The organism is Kluyvera sp., assembly GCF_965301105.1.
Genome location: NZ_CBDKZX010000001.1, coordinates 155,133 through 169,072, shown reverse-complemented (window position 1 = coordinate 169,072; position 13,940 = coordinate 155,133). Strand labels below are relative to the sequence as shown.

The 13,940-nt window shown below is 55.3% G+C and carries 14 protein-coding genes; 5 read left to right on the top strand and 9 right to left on the bottom strand.

Annotation, left to right across the window (positions count from 1 at the left end; all coding sequences use genetic code 11):
* Positions 1-9: 9 nt before the first annotated feature.
* From ACW14G_RS00790 to ACW14G_RS00770, 5 genes are all read right to left on the bottom strand, one after another.
* Entirely contained in the window at positions 10-1,386 is a 1,377-nt protein-coding gene (locus tag ACW14G_RS00790; RefSeq protein WP_249023214.1) for an efflux transporter outer membrane subunit, read from the bottom strand.
* Complete coding sequence (locus ACW14G_RS00785; protein ID WP_065357148.1) at positions 1,383-2,468, bottom strand: HlyD family secretion protein; 1,086 nt, start codon at positions 2,466-2,468, stop codon at positions 1,383-1,385. Before ACW14G_RS00785 ends, ACW14G_RS00790 begins: the two co-directional genes overlap by 4 nt.
* Before the next feature lie 24 nt (positions 2,469-2,492).
* A complete protein-coding gene (locus ACW14G_RS00780; RefSeq protein WP_163446476.1) occupies positions 2,493-4,145 on the bottom strand; it encodes an MFS transporter in 1,653 nt (550 codons plus the stop codon).
* Complete coding sequence (locus ACW14G_RS00775) at positions 4,145-4,576, bottom strand: MarR family winged helix-turn-helix transcriptional regulator (RefSeq protein ID WP_249023216.1); 432 nt, start codon at positions 4,574-4,576, stop codon at positions 4,145-4,147. The genes ACW14G_RS00780 and ACW14G_RS00775 overlap by 1 nt, the downstream gene beginning before the upstream one ends.
* Positions 4,577-4,723: 147 nt before the next feature.
* Positions 4,724-6,046, bottom strand: a complete 1,323-nt coding sequence (locus ACW14G_RS00770; RefSeq protein WP_167575744.1) for an MFS transporter — start codon at positions 6,044-6,046, stop codon at positions 4,724-4,726.
* A 360-nt stretch (positions 6,047-6,406) separates the two neighbouring features.
* On the opposite strand from ACW14G_RS00770, the gene ACW14G_RS00765 reads away from it, so the two are divergent.
* A complete protein-coding gene (locus ACW14G_RS00765) occupies positions 6,407-7,201 on the top strand; it encodes a YdcF family protein (RefSeq protein ID WP_249023217.1) in 795 nt (264 codons plus the stop codon).
* A 48-nt stretch (positions 7,202-7,249) separates the two neighbouring features.
* Here ACW14G_RS00765 and ACW14G_RS00760 read toward each other — a convergent pair whose 3' ends face one another.
* The 4 genes from ACW14G_RS00760 to gap all read right to left on the bottom strand — a co-directional run bounded on the left by ACW14G_RS00760 (position 7,250) and on the right by gap (position 10,909).
* Positions 7,250-7,768: a hypothetical protein gene (locus ACW14G_RS00760; RefSeq protein WP_411908126.1), complete on the bottom strand. Its 519-nt coding sequence runs from the start codon at positions 7,766-7,768 to the stop codon at positions 7,250-7,252.
* 194 nt (positions 7,769-7,962) lie between these two features.
* On the bottom strand, positions 7,963-9,027 hold the full coding sequence (locus ACW14G_RS00755) for a bifunctional transcriptional activator/DNA repair enzyme AdaA (RefSeq protein WP_249023218.1): 1,065 nt from the start codon (positions 9,025-9,027) through the stop codon (positions 7,963-7,965).
* The gene (locus ACW14G_RS00750; RefSeq protein ID WP_249023219.1) at positions 9,011-9,787 is read right to left on the bottom strand and encodes an isocitrate lyase/PEP mutase family protein; all 777 of its coding nucleotides are present in this window, start codon (positions 9,785-9,787) and stop codon (positions 9,011-9,013) included. Before ACW14G_RS00750 ends, ACW14G_RS00755 begins: the two co-directional genes overlap by 17 nt.
* 120 nt (positions 9,788-9,907) lie before the next feature.
* Positions 9,908-10,909 (bottom strand): type I glyceraldehyde-3-phosphate dehydrogenase, encoded by a 1,002-nt coding sequence (gene gap, locus ACW14G_RS00745; protein WP_223802691.1) that lies wholly within the window; start codon positions 10,907-10,909, stop codon positions 9,908-9,910.
* A 224-nt stretch (positions 10,910-11,133) separates the two neighbouring features.
* Between gap and cybB the strand changes: the two genes are divergently transcribed.
* From cybB to ACW14G_RS00725, 4 genes are all read left to right on the top strand, one after another.
* Positions 11,134-11,661: a cytochrome b561 gene (gene cybB, locus ACW14G_RS00740; protein WP_163446469.1), complete on the top strand. Its 528-nt coding sequence runs from the start codon at positions 11,134-11,136 to the stop codon at positions 11,659-11,661.
* A gap of 74 nt (positions 11,662-11,735) precedes the next feature.
* The gene (leuE, locus tag ACW14G_RS00735; protein ID WP_065357142.1) at positions 11,736-12,374 is read left to right on the top strand and encodes a leucine efflux protein LeuE; all 639 of its coding nucleotides are present in this window, start codon (positions 11,736-11,738) and stop codon (positions 12,372-12,374) included.
* Between the two features lie 130 nt (positions 12,375-12,504).
* A complete protein-coding gene (locus ACW14G_RS00730; RefSeq protein WP_163446466.1) occupies positions 12,505-12,780 on the top strand; it encodes a metal/formaldehyde-sensitive transcriptional repressor in 276 nt (91 codons plus the stop codon).
* Between the two features lie 23 nt (positions 12,781-12,803).
* On the top strand, positions 12,804-13,922 hold the full coding sequence (locus ACW14G_RS00725; protein ID WP_163446465.1) for an S-(hydroxymethyl)glutathione dehydrogenase/class III alcohol dehydrogenase: 1,119 nt from the start codon (positions 12,804-12,806) through the stop codon (positions 13,920-13,922).
* Positions 13,923-13,940: the final 18 nt, after the last annotated feature.

The window sequence follows — 13,940 nt, the reverse complement described above, 5'->3', positions numbered from 1 at the left end:
AAGGTTTTGTCAGCCTGACACTGAAGACCAGCCGCCTCCAAGCGACCGGTAAAGATCGATTTGCGCCAGCAGCAGGTTGTTCTTTACCTGCACCGCGCTTAATTGCGTTGAAAACAGCGTGCGCTGGGCATCCAGCACATCAAGATACGAGGAGTAACCGTTGCGATAGCGGTTCTGCGCAATGCGCAGGGTTTCCTGGGCCACGCTTTCTTGCCCCTGGAGCTCTGCCAACTGCTCGCCGTAGCGAGTGATAGCGTCAAGACTATCATTCACCTCTTTAAAGGCGTTACGCACCGTTTTCTCATAGCCGTACAGCGCCTGATTGCGTTGAGCCATCGACACGTCAACCTGCGCATTCAATGCTTGACGGTTCAACAGCGGCGCCAGAATACTGCCGCCAAGGCTCCATAAGCGCAGCGGGTTATCGAGCAGGTCGGGCAGGGTGCGATCCTGGAGAGTACCGGTGGCTGTCAGGTTGATGGACGGCAGCAGCTGCGCTTTCGACGATGCCAGTGTGGCATCAGCCGCCAGCAGCTGACGCTGTGCCTGAACGATATCCGGTCGACGCTCCAGAAGCGTCGACGGTAGCTGAGAAGGCAAGGTCAGGGGCGTGAGCTGAGCAAACTCATGGCGAGCGACAGCGCCGGGATTATTGCCCAGCAATACGCTCAGCGCGTTCTCCTGCTGGGCAATCTGATGACGTAATACCGGAACCTGAGCGCGCGTTGCCCGCAGCTCGGAGTCCGCCTGCATGAGTTCGAGCCGCGAAGTATAACCGGTCTCAAACTGCCGTTTTGCCAGATGCCAGGCATCTTCGCGCGATTTCAGCGTCTGTTCAGTGACGCGCAGCTGCTCGTCCAGTGAAAGCAGAGTGACATAGCCGGAGGCGACGGCGGTCGCCACCGTCAGGTCAGCGGCGGCGGCCGCGGCTTTTTGCGCCTCCAGACTGGCCTGTGCGGCATCAGCGGCGCTGCGGTTTGCGCCCCACAGATCGACATCGTAACTTGCCGTCAGCCCACCTTTATAGACGGTGCTGTGAATCGGCAGGCCAGTGGCGGCAGACTGTGCGCGAGCGCGGCTTCCGCTCAGGCCGGTATCCAGTGAGGGAAACAGGCTGCTGTCGGCGGCGTAAGCGCGGGCCTGATATTCGTTGACCCGCTCGCGGGCGATCAGCACGTCGCTGTTATGGCGCAGTGCCTGGTCGACGTATTGATTCAGCGCACTGTCGTGGAAGTTACGCCACCAGACGCCTTCCACGGTGCTGGTTGGGCCAATATCGGCGCGCCAGGCGGCAGGGATTGCCAGCGTAGGTTGCGCTTGCTGGACATCCACCGACTGGCAACCCACCAGGGCGAGCGCTAAAGCAAGGGCCTGAGGACGGATCATTTTTCCGCCTCCGCGCGCGTATCAATGGTCACCTGTACCGACATCCCTGGACGCAGACGTTCAAGGTTTTTTTGCCCGTCGTCAACAGCAATACGTACCGGAATACGTTGGGCGATTTTGACGAAATTACCGGTGGCGTTGTCCGGCGAAATGGCGCTGAACTCGACGCCAGTGGCGGGCGAGATACTTTGTACGGTACCGCGGAATTTCTCGCTGTTCAGGGCGTCAACGCTAAACGTCGCTGGCTGGCCGACGCGGATGTTTGCCAACTGCGTTTCTTTCAGATTAGCAATGACCCAGTGCTGCGGGGGAACCAGCGGCGTCAGGTGCGTGCCCGCGGTGACGTATGCGCCTAAACGCACGGCAATCTGCCCGAGCTGCCCATCGGTGGGGGCGATAATGCGCGTGTTTTGCAGGTCAATTTCCGCCAGTTCCAGCGCCGCTTTGGCGTTGGCAACGTCCGCTTCCAGCGAGTCGCGGTTAACGATGGTGGACTGCAGATCCTGACGCGACATCTCCAGCGTGGCTTTCGCCTGTTCAATATCGGCAGCACCCTGCGCGGCGCTGGCGCGAGCGGAATCGCGCTCGCGAACGGACAGTGAGCCATCGGCGGTGAGCTCCTGCACGCGTTTTAAATCTGCCTGTGATTTTAGATTTTGCGCGCGCGCATTTTGTAGCGCCGCTTCGTTGCGGACGATCACCGCCTCGGCGCTTTTCCGCTGCTGAAGATTGTTTTTTAACGCCGCCTCTTTCATGGCCAACTGAGCCTGCGCCTGATGTACGCGCTGTTTATAGATGCGATCGTCAATCTGAAACAGCACCTGACCTTTTTTCACCTGATTAAAATCCTGCACGTTAACGCCGGTGACATAACCGCTGACCTGCGGGCTGATAAAGGTGGTCAGGCCGCGTACATAGGCGTTATCGGTAAACTGGCTATGGCGGGTGAAGGGCGGCAGCTGCCAGGCGTACAGCACAACCAGTACGCCGACCAGGCCGATAGCGGCGGCGGTAAAAATAGACACCACGCGGATGTTGTTTCGGGTGTTGGCCTGTTGCTGGGCCGCGTCCTGCTGACTCATGACGACTCCGGATCTCTCTTGTTGTTACTTGCTGCCCGTCGCGCGTTTCAGCGCAATATGAGCAGTGATTTTCAGTCTGCATAATCGCCAGAACACCCACAGCAGCGTCGCGGCGGAAATCGCGGCCGTCAGCATATAGGTGTCATTGTAGGCGAGGATATTGGCCTCCAGCGTCGAGAGGGTTTGCAGGACGCTGCTGGCCTGAACGTTGAGTAGCGCGCTATCGCCAATCTGGCTTTGGTACTGCTGTGCATACTGCTGCAAACGTTCATTAATCAGTGGGTTGAGGGTGGTTATCTGGTCGGCAAGCTGGCTGGAGTGGAATTTTTCACGCCAGGTCTGAAAAGTGCCGAGAATGGCGGAACCCAGCAGGCCGCCGACGTTCTGACTCATGCCAAACAGCACCGAGAAGCTCACCAGATTGCGCTGGTCGGCCACTACGCCGCCGATGCCCGCCAGCATTGCCGGAGCGAGGAAAAAGGCGCTGCCGAAGCCGAGCAGAAACTGGCTGAACATCAGTTGGTCCGGGCGCGTCAGGCTGTTGGATTGGCTGTCGAGCAGCGAGGCAATCATGATAAGGGTCAGCGCCGTGGCGGTGGGCCAGTACAGACGGCGCGGGTTTAGCGTCAGACAGCTGGCGATAATACCGCATACGATGCCGGCGAAAATCGCCCAGGCCAGATCGGTCATCTGCTCATTTTGCAGGCCGACATACTGCAGCCAGCCGATCACGCCGGTGTTTTGTTCCGCCAGAACAATACGGATTAACACCATAATCAACCCCAAACGCAGAATACTGCCGCTGGAAAGCCAACGGGTATTGAGCAGCGGGTTGCGACGGTTATGTTCAAACGTGACGGCGGCGACAATCAAGACGATCGCGGCGGCGAGTGACCAGCCAATCCACGGCGCTTCGAACCACCAGTCGAGGCGGCCCAGCGAAAGTACGGCACAGATTAGCGCCATGCCCGGCGCCAGCAGCATGAAGGTGATAAAGTCTTTTTTCTCGAAGACTTTCTTGCGATCGCTTGGCGGCAACTTCAGTGCAATCACGCAGGCCAGCGAAATTAACGCCAGCCCCAGTTCGAAGAAATAAAGCCCGCGCCATTCGTCAATTTGCAGCAGTTCGGTGGAAAACAGGCGGGCGAGAGGAATGGCCAGCGACGACCCGGTAATTCCAATGGTTAGCGCCTTCAGGCGGTGTTTCGCCGGCCAGGCCTGAACCTGATAGTAGATACCGAGAGAACTGAGCGCGGCGGCCACCATGCCGTGGGCCGCGCGAACCATCAACGCGGAGCTGAGATCGTTGACGAACAGGTGAAAGAAAGTCACCAGCACGTACAGAACGAGGAAACCTTCGGTAAACGCGCGCAGGCCATACTGTTGGCGGAACTTCACCAGCAGCAGGTTAATTGAGACGTTGGTCATCACGTATACCGCGGGCAGCCAGGCAATCTCCGTTGACCAGGCGGCGAAGGAGCCTTGTAAATTCTGCAGGTTGGCGGTGACCACCGCGTTGCCAAGCGCGCCAGTCAGGCATACCAGTAGCCCAACAATACCGTAGGCGATACGCTTTGGTGTGCTGTGGATGGGCGTTGATGGCGAGCCGAGGATGGCCGGTTTTTCGTGCGGTTCCCAGTCGTGAGGGGCGTAAGGGTCGCGACGTGGCGGAGCCATTATTTTTTCTCCACTTCACGTAGCAACTTCATCATCACCTCGTAGGTCTGTTCCTGCTCCTGAGGCGTGATGACGGTCATTATCTCTTCGCGCAAGGTGTCGGCGACGTCTTTCACCTGATGATACAGCGCGATACCTTTCTCCGTCGCGACCAGCAGACGTTTACGTTTATCGCGCTCGGTGATAACGCGTTCGACCAGGCCGAGACTGACCAACCGATTGATCAATGGCACCACGGTAGCGCCTTCTACGCCCAGTTCCTGCGCCAGTTCAGTTTGTGACAGCGGGCGTTCGTTACGCGCAATGCTGGCAACGGCAACCCAGGTAGCCTGGCTCATACCTAACCCTTTCAGACGGCGGTCAACGGCAAGCCGCCAGTGGTGGGCGGTCAGGTAGAGAAGATGGGAGAAATTCAGCTGGCGGTTGTCCATGGCGTTTATTCAGAATCATTAGAGCTCTAATGATTCTAAGTTCGCTGTGAACCATAATTCAAGAGAATGTGAAAAATAATTGTTATTGGGTAGTGACTATTCGTGGATAACCCGGCCAGGCGCGGTGGCTCTGGCCGGGCTTCTGGTTTAGATCTGGCTGGCCTGCGCGTTAACCGAGGACGTATGACGCTTACTGCGGCTGGCGAAGAAAATGGCCGTCAGCGAGATAGCCACTGTGGCGGCCAGATACCACGCAACCGGCACCCAGTCACCGTTGTATTTTGCCAGCAGGCCAGTGGCGATCAGCGGGGCGGTGCCGCCAGCCAGCGCGGCGCCTATCTGATAGCCGAGCGTAATACCGGTGTAGCGGACGTTGGCGCTGAAAATTTCCGAACACAGCGTCCCCAGCACGGCGGTAATGGGCGACCACAGGATCCCAAAAGTGATCACCGTTGCCAGAATAATGCCCCAGGTGGTACCGGTGTTAAGCAGCATAAACCACGGGACGATAAACAGGCCCAGCAGTACGACGCTGATGGCATACATGCGTTGACGGCCAATTTTGTCAGACAGCAGGCCCATTAGCGGGATCATCACCGTCGACACCAGCGCCCCGAGCGTAACGGCTTCCAGCACCTGTGATTTTTGATAGGTCAGGGTGGTGGTGGCGTAGCTGACCACAAAGGTCGAGAAAATGTAGAACGGCGCGGTTTCCACCACCTTCAGCCCGGCCGCGATAATCACTTCACGCCAGTGATGGGTCAGGGTATCGCGCAGCGGCGCTTTTGCCACTTTGCCAGACTCTTTCACCTTTTTGAATTCCGGGGTTTCGTCGATATCTTTACGGATCCACAGGCCAATCAAGACCAGTACGGCGCTCATCAGGAACGGGATACGCCAGCCCCAGGAGAGGAACTGCTCTTCACTAAACATGGTCATCAGCGAGACGATGAACGTCGCCATCAGCATGCCGATGGTCACGCCCGCCTGCGGAATACTGCCAAAAAAGCCTTTGCGTTTTTCCGGCGCGTATTCGTAGGCCAGCAGCAGCGCGCCGCCCCATTCGCCGCCGATGCCCATACCCTGGATGATACGCATCAGAATCAACAGAATGGGCGCCCAGATACCGATCTGGTCATAGGTCGGCAGCAAACCGATCATCACGGTTGCACTTCCCATCAGCGACAGGGTCAAGACCAGCGTTTTTTTACGTCCGATACGGTCGCCAATGTGGGCAAAAATGACGCCGCCAATCGGACGAATGAAGAAGGTCAGCGAGAAGGAAAGGTAGGAGAGAATCAAGCCGATGACCGGATCAACCATCGGGAAAAATATCTTGTTGAACACCAATGCAGCAGCTGTGCCGTACAGAAAATAATCAAACCATTCAATGGAACTGCCCGTCAGGCTAGCAATCAAAACCCTTTTATTCTTTTTCAGGATCGTGGTGCTGCTTTCTTGTATTGTCATGAAGAATAACTCCCGCCACATTGGGTTAAAATCTGGTGCCACCTTTTTTACAAAGGGGTGCAACCTGGATTGTGAAAAAGGTTGTGTGTTTGTTAAGCAAATTAGATATGGGCGTTATCTTTGGCAAGCGCGGCGTTGAAATTTGTGAGTTAAAATGAGAGTCATTTTCATTTTTTGTGACTTAATAGTCGCTGTTTTACGGTTTTAAGTTCCAAATAAACACATTTTTATAGTGTATTATTCAGGTGCAACCGCATTGTTTTTAGACGTTTCTGGTTATTTCATCTTTGTTACAAAATGGTTGGGCTGAGGGCGTTTTTATCCCGCAATTCACGGTAAAAGAAAGGAGCCGAGTTCACGATGAGTCTGTTACATCTGTCGGAAAACACGCTGGCTGCCGCCAATCTTCTCGGTAGTTGGCTGGCACAAAATGACTTTACTTCGTCACCGGACGCGCATGAGAGCCAGCTGGTGGTGATGGCGGGGAATGCGGTGATGCCAACCATTGATGCTGGCTGTCGGCTGGTCAGTCAATATGGCGGCGTGTTGTTGATTAGCGGTGGTGTTGGCCATTCAACGTCGTTTCTTTATGAGGCGATTGCCCAACATCCTCGCTATTGCAGTATTGAAACCCAGGGTCAGCCGGAAGCCGTGCTGCTGGCGGAAATTGCCTACCGTTTCTGGCAGATTCCGCGTGAGCGGATTGTGATTGAGGACCGCTCAACCAACTGTGGTGAGAATAGTTGGTTTACGCGTCGCATGATGGAACAACAGGGCATCACCGCCCCTTACGCCACGGTGATTCAGGACCCCACGATGCAGCGCCGTACCATGGCGACTTTCGCTCGCGTCTGGCAGGATGTTGGCGATGCACCGTGCTGGTTAAGCTATCCGGGCTTTACACCGGAATTAGTGAATTCGCCGAACGGCATTGCCTGGAAGCAGCCCGTTGAAGGGTTATGGTCGGTAACGCGCTACCTGTCGCTGATCCTCGGAGAATTGCCGCGTTTGCGTGATGATGCGCAAGGGTATGGGCCGCGGGGCAAAGATTTTATTGCCCATGTAGACATTCCAGAGGCGGTCGAGGAGGCCTGGCAGCAGCTCAGCACCGATCCACAATTACAAGACGCGCTTGCCAGCCGTACCCTGGCTTGAACATCGTTTCCCGGCCAAGCGAATAGTGACGCCGGGACGACAAAGCGCTTAACGGAAACTCCACTGCATGCTCACCACGAAGATCGATGGCAGAATAATCCCGCTCTCAAGGCCAAAGTAGTCGGTAAAGTTATATTGCAGCCCATGATAAATGTACGGCGAGAACCCCACGCCGGTAATCTTCCTGGCCGTATGGTAAGCACCTTCATCCCCGCAGTGGCTGAATGCATCGAAAAAGAACTCGCCGGTGTAGGCGTATATGCCTTTGAACGTCCACCCTTTGTTATGATTACTGCCCTGCAGCCAGTCACGACGCACGCCTAGCGTCAGGCAACGATCGGCAAAGCTGTTTTTCATTGTCCCAATGAGCAGGCTGTATTTTGATTCCGCAGAGAATTTCCGTTCAACGGAAAAGAAATCGTTGTTGAATTTCTCATTATATTGGCCGTGATTACCGGTCATATGGTAGACAAACGAGCCTGTGTTCACGGAGTACAGGTTTAGCTCACTGGAATAGCTCGACGCTGCTGGAACCACTGTCGCTATAAATACCAGCGCGTTGGGCATTTTACGCATGATAAAACTCTGGAAAGCTTAAAAAAGAAAATAATGCTCTCCATCATACGTTTTACACGATAAACAAAGACTCAACCGTCGCGGAACGTCGATTCAGGATAGCCGTTCCGCGTGCTCCAGGCGCCGCCTTATCCGGCTGGATTCTGGGACTTTGCCGGAATTGGGCGGCTATACGACACCCGACTTCAGCTTACGCTTTGCCTACGGGTGATCTTTTTCTCGTGTTCAAGTAACCAGGCTTTGCGCGCGATGCCGCCACCGTAGCCAGTCATTGAACCATCTTTGCCGATGACCCGATGGCAGGGAATGACGATAGCGATACGGTTCGCGCCGTTGGCAGCCGCTACCGCACGGGCGGCTGTGGGTTTGTGCAGGCTTTCCGCCAGGGCCTGATAGTGGGTTGTTTCTCCGCACGGCAACTGGCGTAGTGCAGCCCAGACGCTGCGCTGGAAATCGCTGCCGGGGCTATCCAGCGACAGCGAGAACTGCTGGCGCTGACCGGCAAAATACTCGCCAATTTCGCGCTCGGCCTGTTGAGTATGGGCATTTTGTCCAGCCATGATGCGTGCGCGTAACAGCCGTTGCAGATCGCTGAATTCGCTCTCCAGCATGCGGCGATCGACAAATTCCAGCAGGCAGACGCCGCGTTCGGTCGCGCAGACAAACATTGGGCCGATCGGGGTGGTAAAACGGTGAATCAGCACGGTCTGCGGCTGCCCGGCGGGTGAGCGCCCGGTCAGTTTTTTGCAGGTATAGCCAAAGCCACTTAACGACTCATAGCCGTTATCGAATGCGACATCGGTCGTGCGGCGTCCTCCTTTTAACTCTTGCAGAGCAACATTCACCCGCTGCATGCGTTGAAACGCCTGAAAGGTGATGCCGTGATGCTGCAAGAACCAACGTCGAATGCGCTCGGGGCTAAGGTTATGTTCCCGCAGTTGACTGTCGCTAACGCGGGCTTTTGGCGTGAGCCGAACCAGTGCTAGCGCCTGTTCAATAAAGGGTGGGGCGCTGCAGGCGTTTTCCGTAGGACGGCAGACTTTGCAGGGACGATAACCGGCGTCCAGAGCCGATTTGAAATTGCTGTAAAACTCGACATTTTCACGCTTTGGCTTGCGTGCCCGACACACGGAGATGCAAAACACGCCGGTGGTCTTCACGCCAACGAAAAATACCCCGGTATATTCCGACGCGCGGGCCAGGAGGGCTTCGTACCAGGTATCGCACTGCGCGCTATCGGTGATTTTCATCGCAAAAAACTCCGGCAAATGACTGCTGCTGGTGGAGAGTTAACAGTAAAGTGTTTAGCGTACCTTGTATTGCACAATGTACGGCATTGCCCATCGAAATACGACGCACGCCCATTTTTCCCAGCGTAGCGAAGTCGGCAAGTCCTGGCACGCACATGACGTTGAGCGGCAACGAGGTATGTTGTACCAACGCCGCGATATCTTGTACATCGCTGACACAAGGGACAAACAGGCCGTCAGCGCCGCCAGTTTCATAACAGCTTATGCGTGACAGTGTCACGCTTAATGCATCGGGAAGATTCAATAGAAAGGCATCGGTACGCGCGTTGATAAACAGTGGGCAACCCTTGGCTGATAATCCAGAGCGTACGGCGCTGAGGCGTTGGCTGAAAACCTCTGGGTTGTCCAGGGTGCGAACGCCTTTGATGATCCGACTATCTTCCAGATTCACACCGACCACGCCGAGCGCCGCGAGCTGGCATAAATGAGCGACAATATCCTCCGGATTATCGGCGTAGCCTGCTTCCATATCGACGCTCAACGGTAATGAGCTGACCGCGCGAATGCGGCGGACGATATAGAGCAGCTCATCAAACGCCATTCCTTCGCCGTCGGCGTAGCCCAGCATATTCGCAATGGCGGCACTGGACGTGCCAAGGGCCTGGAATCCCGCCTGCTGTGCGGCAATGGCGCTTGGTGCATCCCAGACGTTGGCGATAACTAACGGTTTTTCTTGATAATGCAATGCTGTGAAATCCATGATTTTTACCGGTTGTGTGTGTCTGCGCCGAGTGTGCCGCGACGGCAACGTGGCTCACAACCGAAAATTGGACGAGCATTTTTTGAAAGAAACGGCGGGCGCAGATGCCCGCCGAAGGCATTACATTTTGGCGAATTTTTCCAGCACGCGAATCAGTTGGGTGACAAAACCGTACTCGTTATCGTACCAGGAGACGGTTTTCACCAGTTGCAGCCCACCGGCTTCGGTGACTTCTGTCTGAGTGGCATCAAACACCGAACCGAAATGGGTGCCAATGATATCGGATGAGACAATCTCTTCCTCGGTGTAGCCAAAGGATTCGTTGTTTTCGGCGGCTTTTTTCATCACCTGGTTGACTTCATCGGCAGTGACTTTTTTACCGAGAATGGAGACCAGTTCGGTCACCGAGCCGGTTTTTGTCGGTACGCGCTGGGCGTGACCTTTCAGCTTACCGCTCAGTGCTGGAATCACCAGGCCAATCGCTTTCGCCGCGCCGGTCGTATGCGGAATGATGTTTTCAGCGGCCGCGCGTGATGCGCGCAGATCTTTACCGCGCGGACCATCGACCAGCGACTGGGTGCCGGTATAGGCGTGGATGGTTGTCATCGTCCCCACTTCAATCCCGAAAGCGTCGTTGAGCGCTTTAGCCATCGGCGCCAGGCAGTTGGTGGTGCAAGAAGCAACGGAGATGATCTTGTCACTGGCATTCAACGTATCGTCGTTGACGTTAAACACCAGCGTTTTCATCTCACCGGCCGGCGCGGAGATCAGCACTTTTTTTGCCCCGGCGTCCAGGTGGGCCTGGGATTTTTCCGTCGAGGTGTAGAAGCCGGTACACTCCACGATGAGTTCGGCGCCCTGTGCGGTCCATGGGATATTCTTTGCTTCCTTTTCAGCATAAACGGTAATGGTTTTACCGTTGACAATCAGCGCATTGTCGGTGAAATCAACGCTCCACGGGAAGGGGCCATAGTTGGAGTCGTGCTTCAGGAGATAAGCCAGCACTTTTGGCGACGTGAGGTCGTTAATCGCGACCACTTCATGACTGCTGGATACTTCCAGTAAGCGGCGTAGAACCAGACGGCCGATGCGCCCAAACCCGTTAATGCCAATTTTACTCATGGTGTTCTCCTGTCAATGATGGGGTGTCAGCCCAATACGTGTACTTGAAACCGCTGATAGATAAGTGTGGATTATATGTTTCACCTGTCCAGGCTTAGCTCAGTCATCGGAGAAGGGCAATGTCATTTTGCGCGGTTAATTTGTATCGATATGAAAAAGTTAATGAATTTTTAAGGAAACGCGGCTATTTTGCTTTTTATATTACTTTTCAGAGTGTCCCGGCGATGAACGATAAATATTCCCGCTTACAAATTGCGATTCACTGGCTGGTTTTTCTGCTGGTGGTGGTGGCCTACGCGGCGATGGAACTGCGCGGACTGTTTCCGCGCAGCGACCGCCCGATGATCAATATGGTGCATGTTTCCTGCGGTATCAGCATTCTGGTGCTGATGGTGGCGCGTCTGCTGATCCGCCTGAAGCGCCCGGCGCCGCCGATTGTGCCGAAACCCAAGCCGATGATGACCGGTCTGGCGCACCTTGGGCATCTGGCTATCTATCTGCTGTTTATCGCTTTGCCGCTGATCGGCCTGGTGATGATGTACAACCGTGGTAACCCTTGGCTGGCGTTTGGTCTCACCATGCCGCACGCCGCCGAAGCCAATTTCGACCTGGTGGATACGCTCAAGCAGTACCATGTTTTCCTGGCTAATCTGGGCTACTGGCTGATTGGTCTGCACGCGCTGGCCGCGCTGGCGCATCACTATCTCTGGAAGGACAACACGCTGCTGCGCATGATGCCGCGTAAGCGTTAAGAAGGCTTTAAACTCCCTGGGCTTCGCGTTACCATACACCATCAATTTTGTTACGTATGCGTAGGGAGAACGGGGTGTTCGCAGATTTTGGCGTGCTGAATTACTGGACGTATTTACTCGGGGCCATTTTTATTATTCTGGTTCCGGGGCCAAATACCTTTTTCGTCCTGAAAACCGGCGTCGCACACGGTATCCGTAAAGGATACATGGCCGCGCTGGCAGTGTTTATCGGCGATGCCGTGCTGATGTTCCTCTCCTTTGCTGGCGTCGCCACGCTGATAAAAACGACGCCAGTGTTGTTTAACATCGTGCGTTATCTGGGCGCTATTTATCTGCTTTATCTCGGCGGCAAGATGCTTTACAGCACGCTCAAGCGCAAAACGGCGGGGCAGGATGACGAGCCTGAGCCGGGGCACGCTATCTTCAAACGCGCGTTGACCTTAAGCCTGACAAACCCGAAAGCGATTCTGTTCTATGTTTCGTTTTTTGTGCAGTTTATTGATGTGCACGCTAAAACACCGGGTCTGGCGTTCTTTATCCTCGCGCTGACGCTGGAGTTGGTCAGCTTTACCTACCTGAGCTTCCTGATTGTTTCCGGTTCGCTGGTTACCCGCTATGTCAAAACCCGTAAGAAGCTGGCAAAGATTGGCAACAGCCTGATCGGCCTGGTGTTTGTTGGTTTTGCCGCGCGTCTGGCGACGTTGCAGTCCTGAGTTATCAATGCCGGAGAAGGCGGTAACCGCCGTCCGGCAATTCCCTCCCGCTTTTCGCAAATCCTGCGCAATCATTTTACAATTTCTTAAAACAACTGATAGTATACCCCCCTATATCACCGGAGGGCCTATGCCGCATTCACCTGAAGACAAAAAACGCGCATTAACCCGGGTTCGCCGCATTAAAGGGCAGGTTGAGGCGCTGGAGCGCGCGCTGGAGTCCGGCGATTCCTGCCTGACTATCCTGCAACAGATTGCTTCTATTCGCGGGGCCGCCAACGGCCTGATGGGCGAAATGGTCGAAATGCATCTCAAAGACGAACTGGTAAGCGGAGACACTACGCCGGATCAGCGTGCAGTACGCATGACGGAAGTGGGTCATCTGCTACGATCCTATTTAAAATAATCATCACAACGGAAGAGACAGCTATGAAATCACGTGCTGCAGTTGCGTTTGGCCCAGGTCAGCCGCTGAAAATTGTTGAAATTGACGTCGCGCCGCCAAAGAAAGGCGAAGTGCTGGTCAAAATCACCCACACCGGCGTTTGCCATACCGATGCGTTCACGCTGTCTGGCGATGACCCGGAAGGCGTTTTCCCGGCGGTGCTGGGCCATGAAGGTGGCGGCGTGGTGGTTGAAGTCGGTGAAGGCGTCACCAGCCTGAAGCCGGGCGACCATGTTATTCCGCTATATACCGCCGAATGCGGTGAGTGTAAGTTCTGTAAATCCGGTAAAACCAACCTGTGCCAGGCCGTTCGTGCCACCCAGGGCAAGGGCCTGATGCCGGACGGTACCACGCGTTTCTCTTATAACGGCGAGCCGATTTACCACTACATGGGCACCAGCACCTTCAGCGAATACACCGTGGTGGCTGAAATTTCACTGGCGAAAGTGAACCCGCAGGCGCCGCTGGACAAAGTTTGTCTGCTGGGCTGCGGCGTGACCACCGGTATTGGCGCGGTGCACAACACGGCGAAGGTGAAAGAAGGTGATACCGTGGCGGTCTTTGGTCTTGGTGGCATCGGTCTGGCGGTGATCCAGGGCGCGGTACAAGCGAAGGCGGGGCGTATTCTGGCGGTTGATACAAACCCTGAGAAATTTACGCTGGCGGCAGAAATGGGCGCGACCGACTTTATCAACCCGAAAGACTACGATAAGCCCATTCAGGATGTGATCGTCGAAATGACCGACGGTGGCGTGGACTTCAGCTTTGAATGTATCGGCAACGTCAACGTGATGCGTTCCGCGCTCGAATGCTGCCATAAAGGCTGGGGTGAAAGCATCATCATCGGCGTCGCCGGTGCGGGTCAGGAAATCAAAACTCGCCCGTTCCAACTGGTGACCGGCCGTGTATGGCGCGGTTCGGCGTTTGGCGGCGTGAAGGGCCGTACTCAGCTTCCTGGCATGGTAGAGGACGCGATGGCGGGCAAAATTCAGCTTGATCCCTTCATCACTCATCGTCTGCCGCTGGAGCAGATTAACGAAGCGTTCGATCTGATGCATGAAGGCAAATCTATCCGCACCGTGATTCATTTCGGCGATAAATAATGCCCACCTCCCGGCGGG

Excerpts from the sequence above, each read along its gene's own strand:
- ACW14G_RS00790 (WP_249023214.1), bottom strand. The coding sequence starts at position 1,386 with ATGATCCGTCCTCAGGCCCTTGCTTTAGCGCTCGCCCTGGTGGGTTGC.
- ACW14G_RS00785 (WP_065357148.1), bottom strand. The coding sequence starts at position 2,468 with ATGAGTCAGCAGGACGCGGCCCAGCAACAGGCCAACACCCGAAACAAC.
- ACW14G_RS00780 (WP_163446476.1), bottom strand. The coding sequence starts at position 4,145 with ATGGCTCCGCCACGTCGCGACCCTTACGCCCCTCACGACTGGGAACCG.
- ACW14G_RS00775 (WP_249023216.1), bottom strand. The coding sequence starts at position 4,576 with ATGGACAACCGCCAGCTGAATTTCTCCCATCTTCTCTACCTGACCGCC.
- ACW14G_RS00770 (WP_167575744.1), bottom strand. The coding sequence starts at position 6,046 with ATGACAATACAAGAAAGCAGCACCACGATCCTGAAAAAGAATAAAAGG.
- ACW14G_RS00765 (WP_249023217.1), top strand. The coding sequence starts at position 6,407 with ATGAGTCTGTTACATCTGTCGGAAAACACGCTGGCTGCCGCCAATCTT.
- ACW14G_RS00760 (WP_411908126.1), bottom strand. The coding sequence starts at position 7,768 with ATGCCCAACGCGCTGGTATTTATAGCGACAGTGGTTCCAGCAGCGTCG.
- ACW14G_RS00755 (WP_249023218.1), bottom strand. The coding sequence starts at position 9,027 with ATGAAAATCACCGATAGCGCGCAGTGCGATACCTGGTACGAAGCCCTC.
- ACW14G_RS00750 (WP_249023219.1), bottom strand. The coding sequence starts at position 9,787 with ATGGATTTCACAGCATTGCATTATCAAGAAAAACCGTTAGTTATCGCC.
- gap (WP_223802691.1), bottom strand. The coding sequence starts at position 10,909 with ATGAGTAAAATTGGCATTAACGGGTTTGGGCGCATCGGCCGTCTGGTT.
- cybB (WP_163446469.1), top strand. The coding sequence starts at position 11,134 with ATGAACGATAAATATTCCCGCTTACAAATTGCGATTCACTGGCTGGTT.
- ACW14G_RS00730 (WP_163446466.1), top strand. The coding sequence starts at position 12,505 with ATGCCGCATTCACCTGAAGACAAAAAACGCGCATTAACCCGGGTTCGC.
- ACW14G_RS00725 (WP_163446465.1), top strand. The coding sequence starts at position 12,804 with ATGAAATCACGTGCTGCAGTTGCGTTTGGCCCAGGTCAGCCGCTGAAA.